General features: G+C 65.2%; 6 protein-coding genes. 2 read left to right on the top strand and 4 right to left on the bottom strand.

Annotated elements, in window-relative coordinates:
- Nucleotides 1-81: 81 nt before the first annotated feature.
- The 4 genes from OWC43_RS24510 to OWC43_RS24495 form a co-directional block, all read right to left on the bottom strand.
- Nucleotides 82-489 (bottom strand): hypothetical protein, encoded by a 408-nt coding sequence (locus OWC43_RS24510; protein WP_393958911.1) that lies wholly within the window; start codon nucleotides 487-489, stop codon nucleotides 82-84.
- A gap of 40 nt (nucleotides 490-529) precedes the next feature.
- Nucleotides 530-1,045, bottom strand: coding sequence for a hypothetical protein (locus OWC43_RS24505; RefSeq protein ID WP_393958910.1), 516 nt, complete (start codon nucleotides 1,043-1,045; stop codon nucleotides 530-532).
- A gap of 82 nt (nucleotides 1,046-1,127) precedes the next feature.
- On the bottom strand, nucleotides 1,128-1,787 hold the full coding sequence (locus OWC43_RS24500; protein ID WP_393958909.1) for a lysozyme: 660 nt from the start codon (nucleotides 1,785-1,787) through the stop codon (nucleotides 1,128-1,130).
- Between the two features lie 189 nt (nucleotides 1,788-1,976).
- On the bottom strand, nucleotides 1,977-2,147 hold the full coding sequence (locus tag OWC43_RS24495; protein WP_393958908.1) for a hypothetical protein: 171 nt from the start codon (nucleotides 2,145-2,147) through the stop codon (nucleotides 1,977-1,979).
- A 255-nt stretch (nucleotides 2,148-2,402) separates the two neighbouring features.
- On the opposite strand from OWC43_RS24495, the gene OWC43_RS24490 reads away from it, so the two are divergent.
- A complete protein-coding gene (locus tag OWC43_RS24490; RefSeq protein WP_393958907.1) occupies nucleotides 2,403-4,106 on the top strand; it encodes a PAS domain-containing protein in 1,704 nt (567 codons plus the stop codon).
- Between the two features lie 275 nt (nucleotides 4,107-4,381).
- A complete protein-coding gene (locus tag OWC43_RS24485) occupies nucleotides 4,382-4,846 on the top strand; it encodes a VOC family protein (RefSeq protein ID WP_393958906.1) in 465 nt (154 codons plus the stop codon).
- The last annotated feature ends 112 nt before the right edge of the window (nucleotides 4,847-4,958 follow it).

The following is a 4,958-nucleotide window of genomic DNA, read 5'->3' as shown; positions in this document are numbered from 1 at the left end:
GCTTGCTCGGGCGGCGCTTGCGAGGCTCGGTCATCCCGACAAACTAGGGCGCCGAGCCTCAGCGCCTACCGAGATAGGTCCTTAGCCGCCGCGTGAGATGTGGAAGCCGAACACCCCGAGCAGGCTGGTGCCGATCGAGCCCAGCATCCAGGCAATCACCTTCCACGTGCGGGTCTCGATCCCGGTCACCCGCTTCTCAAGCCCATCGAAGCGGCGTTCGACGGCCTCGTGCTGGGCCTCGACCTCGGCACGCGGAACGTAGGTGGCCAGCATCGAGACAAGCTGGGCATGGCGCGCATCGGCGGTGTCCTGCATCGCTTTCTGCCGCTCGACCATGCGCGCGAGGTCGACATGGATCCGCAGTGGCAGCGGCAGCTCGTCGCCGAGATCGAGATCGTTCGACATGGCAGACCTCAGCTCTGAGCGGTGGGGTGGTCTGGCGGCCATCCAGTTGAGGGCGGCCAGGAAAGATTGGATCGCCGGCGGCATGACGCCCGCCGGCGATCCGATGGCGATGTGTCGATCGTGCCTAGCGGGCCGCCGGGATGATCTGTCGGAGCGCCGGCTCGAGCACCTTGGCCGCGGTGCTGTCCGGCTCGAGGTCGAGCGACCGGAAGATGCGCGCTCCGAGCTCGTCCGGGCCGCCGGCGAGGCGGACGATCCAGCCCGGCGTCGAATCCAGTGCGCGCTGGAGCGCCTTGGCCACCACCGCCGAGCCGACCGGGATGGTCAGCACCTGTCCTTTGGCCGCGCCCTCGACCGCGTTGAGCCCGTAGTCGACCGCGGTACGCACGGCGATCTCGATGCGGCCCGCGAGCAGGCCCGACAGCCAGACCGGGCCGATCCGCGCGAGCAGCACCGAGGCGAGGCCGGACAGGACGGTCACGGCGAACGAGGCGACGGTCGGCGCGGCGGCAGCGACCATCGCCTCGGCCGACAGCACCACGGCGGCGCCGGCGATGGCTTCGGCGGCATGGGCAGGAGCGAACAGGGCGGTGAGTGCGACGCAGGCGAGCGCCAGCACCGCGAACATGAGCGCGTGCATATTTCGTCCTCGTTTTTGGGGATGGGTGCGCGGCGAGCCCAGCCAGCGCGGGTTGAACGCCTGGAGGATCCAGGCGAAAGGGTCAGGCACCGCCGGCGGCGCTGGTTGACTCGGTGATCGCCGCGGGCGCGGTCCGGGCACGCAGCAAGTTTACAAACTGCCCGGTTAGGCGGCTCCAGAAGGTCGTTGCGGTTGACACCACCACCGGCTCAATCACGGGGGTGGCCCGGCCCGGATCGAGTACGGCCGCCACCGGCGCGGCGACGGCGATCGGGCTTGCATCGCTGCGCCGGGCCCGCGGCAGGGCCTGTTGGTAAGGCGTGCGGAACTGGTCGGCTTCCGCCTGCCGGCGCGGGAGCAGCACGGCCGGGCGGTCCCACATCAGGATCGCCTCGGCCGCGCCCGCGCGATCACCGGCGCGCAGACGCCGCAGCACGGTCGAGCGCAGGAAGGCGGCCGGGCCAATGTTGAAGCAGAGCGAGACCAGCGCGTCGAAGGCATGCTGCGGCAGATCCCCCGGCACGGCCTGGCGCACCGTCTTGACGAAGCTCTGCACGTCGCGGGCGAACAGCGCGTCGCACTCGGCTGCGCTGATGCGAAGGCCGGCGCGCGGCACCGGCAGACCTGCGGCGGCTGTGTGGCCAACGCCGATCGTCCAGATGCCGACGCTGTCCCTATAGGCGGCGAGCCGCCGTCCCTCGCGCGCGATGAGGACGGCCGCGCCGATCGGGCTGAGATCCATTCTGGTGTCTCCGGTGGTGGGTAAGGGAGGCCGTGCGAGGACGGCAGGCACGGCGCGGTAGGACGCGGGAGCGTGCGATGGCGCGGACCGGATCGACCAGGGGCGCCTGAGGTTCAGAACCCGATCAGTGTAGCCGAGCTAGGGGCAGCTTTCGACCCAAATCGGCCCCCAGGAACGTCTGGTTTGGGGCTACGCGACCGTGGTCAGCCGAGCGACCGCACCGACGATTTGGTACTGCCCCGCGTGTAATGTCTGCGCGTCGAGTTCGTCCCACTTGGTGCTGAAAATGCCTACGCTGGCATTGGCCGCGCCGATCAGCAGCGTCTGCACGCAGGCGAGTTTCAGCAAGTAGCCGGCCATCAGGACAGCAATAATTCGGCAAATTTACAATCAGAACCATACATGGGCCGAAGGATACGTATTTACCGATAGCAATGCCCCTAATCCAGGCTATCGGCCGGCATAAATCAAGATAAAATATATGTGATACCACATATTAATTAGTTTTTAAGCACTTTCTGCCTATTCTGTAAATCAGCAACCCGTATAGCGGTGGTACGGTGCTCCGGTTCGTGTAGGGCCAGGTACTTTTGTAAAGCCGCTTTAGGATGAGACATGGCGCCGCTTTTCTTCACCCGTGGTGATTACTCACTACTGGATGCTGTAAAGCGCACCCAGGGCGTAGTTGAGCTGACACCTTCCGGTGCAATGCTGAGCGCCAATGCGCGCTTTCGTGATCTACTCGGCTACACCCTGGAAGAGTTGCGGGGCCACTCGCTGGACGTAGTGCTCGATCCGTACGAGGCGGCCAGTCAAGAGCAACGGGAGCTTTGGTCCGCCGTCGCTCAGGGGGAGTGTCGCACGACACGCTCGCGGCATCTCACTAAGCAAGGTGACGAGGTTTGGCTGCAGCTCAGCTACAGCCCGGTGCTCGATCGTGCCGGGCGAGTTGTCAAGGTCGTCCAACTCTCGAGCGATGTGACCGCGCAGCAGCGCTACAGCCTTGATCAGGAGGCTGTGCTCCAGGCGATCAGTTGCTCACGCGCCTCCATCGAGTTCGCCCTGGACGGCACCATTCTGACGGCCAATCCCAACTTCCTCAGCACCGTCGGCTACACCTTGGAAGAGATCCAGGGCCGGCACCACCGCCTATTCGTCCTACCCGCCGAGCGCGACGGCCAAGCCTATCGTCAGTTCTGGGCGGCGCTGGCGCGCGGCGAGTTCCAGCGTGCCGAGTACAAGCGCGTCGGTAAGGATGGGCGGGAGCTCTGGCTGCAGGCGATCTATAATCCGGTCCGCGACCGGCGAGGCAAGCCGTACAAGGTCGTCAAGTTCGCCACCGACGTGACGCAGGACAAGCTGCACCGGGCCGACGTGGCGGGACAGATCGCGGCCATCAACCGGTCGCAGGGCGTCATCCACTTCGGCATGGATGGCACGATCTTGGAGGCCAACGAGAACTTCCTGAACGTCGTCGGCTACCGGCTTGATGAGGTGCGCGGTCGGCACCATCGGACGTTCGTCGAGCCGTCGGATGCGGAGTCGGCAGAGTACTTGCAGCTGTGGGATATGCTTCGGCGGGGCGAATATCAGGCCGGCGTGTTCAGACGTCTGGGAAAGGGTGGTCGAACGGTCTGGATCCAGGCCAGCTATAATCCGATCTTCGACGACGACGGCAAACCGTTCAAGGTGGTGAAATACGCCACGGACATCACCGCCAAGACAGCAGCCCAGCACGCAGCGACTAGCGCGTCGGGCCAGACGCTAATCAACGTGCAGGCCGTAGCCTCTGCCTCAGAGGAGCTCAGCGCCTCGATCGGGGAGATCGCACAGAGCTTAACCCGCTCGCGCTCCGAGGTCGACGCCATCCACGAACAGGCCAGCGCCGCTGATCGCTCCACCGCGAAACTGAAGGAGGCGGCCGTATCGATGAACGGCGTCGTCCAACTCATCCAGGCGGTCGGAGAGCAGATCAACCTGCTGGCGTTGAACGCAACGATTGAGGCGGCGCGGGCCGGAAGCGCTGGGCGTGGCTTTGCCGTGGTGGCCAGCGAGGTGAAGAACTTGTCGAGCCAAGTGACGCAGGCGACCGGGCGGATCGCGCGGGACATCCACGCCATGCAGGGGATCTCGGAAGAGGTGGTCGGAGCGTTGCTGTCAGTGGTGCAAGCCATCGGGTCTGTGCGCGAGATGGTGACGGGCGTAGCCTCTGCGGTCGAGGAGCAGAGCGCCGTCACCCAGGAAATCTCGTCGAGCATGCAGACGGCAGCTCAGGGGGTAGGCGAGATCACCATCAGCCTGCAGACACTTACGGGGTGAGCGCGTGATTTCACGCGCCCCTTGAACTTTGATCTGCGCAATGTGGCTCCCGATCATGGTGCGAACGCCCGGCAAGGAAGACGGCGTCCGCTTCTGGGCATTGAGCCAACTGCTGCTCTCGACCCCCAGCAGCCCATCCGTTTAGTTCGGTTTAGGTGTGGAGTGGAGAACCGGCGCTATCAGTCCGATATGGGTCAGCCTTTACCGAACCGTCTCTGACAGTCGCTACCGGCCCATTGCAGACGAGCGGCCCCTCTGCGGGTAGAACGTCCTGCATGACGGAATATACGAACATCCGTGTGCAGCGCGCCGATCATGTCGGCTTCGCAGTCGGCTCACTCGACGAGGCGCTTCGGTTCTGGATCGATGGGCTCGGCGCACGCCTCGTGCGGACCGGCGAGATGGGGGGCGAGTTCCTCGGTCAGGTCACCGGAGCGCATGGGGCGAAGGTACGCCTAGCGATCGTTTCGCTGGCGGATCAGACGATCGAACTCCTGGAGTATCAGGGTCCGAACCGACCAAGCGTGCCAGCCAAGCCGTTCGACCCAGGCTTCGCGCATCTCGCCCTTGTGGTCGATGACATCGACGCGCTCCTGGTGCGGATCGCCGCCTACGGCTGGAAGGCGCAAGGCACACCGCAGCCGATCGCGAGCGGTGCGCGGGCTGGAACGCGGGTGATCTACACTGTTGGTCCTGACGGCGCGACAATCGAGTTCATGCAGCCGCCAGCTATCGCCTAGGATCACTGATCCCGCAGGGCGAGGGTCCGCTTCCCACCGAGGCCGTGTGGAAACGCAGATCCCTCGGGATCGGGGCGAGCGCACCGAGTGGCGCCGGAGATCGAGCTGCTTG

This window comes from Methylorubrum sp. POS3 (genome assembly GCF_043352485.1).
GTDB classification, from domain to species: domain Bacteria; phylum Pseudomonadota; class Alphaproteobacteria; order Rhizobiales; family Beijerinckiaceae; genus Methylobacterium; species Methylobacterium suomiense.
Note: the sequence above shows the minus strand (reverse complement) of the source record. Positions and strands in the feature narration are given on the sequence as shown.

Bases quoted from the DNA above. Each gene is read 5' to 3' on its own strand.
- OWC43_RS24510 (WP_393958911.1), bottom strand. From the start codon at position 489: ATGCCGCCGGCGATCCAATCTTTCCTGGCCGCCCTCAACTGGATGGCC.
- OWC43_RS24505 (WP_393958910.1), bottom strand. From the start codon at position 1,045: ATGCACGCGCTCATGTTCGCGGTGCTGGCGCTCGCCTGCGTCGCACTC.
- OWC43_RS24500 (WP_393958909.1), bottom strand. From the start codon at position 1,787: ATGGATCTCAGCCCGATCGGCGCGGCCGTCCTCATCGCGCGCGAGGGA.
- OWC43_RS24495 (WP_393958908.1), bottom strand. From the start codon at position 2,147: ATGGCCGGCTACTTGCTGAAACTCGCCTGCGTGCAGACGCTGCTGATC.
- OWC43_RS24490 (WP_393958907.1), top strand. From the start codon at position 2,403: ATGGCGCCGCTTTTCTTCACCCGTGGTGATTACTCACTACTGGATGCT.
- OWC43_RS24485 (WP_393958906.1), top strand. From the start codon at position 4,382: ATGACGGAATATACGAACATCCGTGTGCAGCGCGCCGATCATGTCGGC.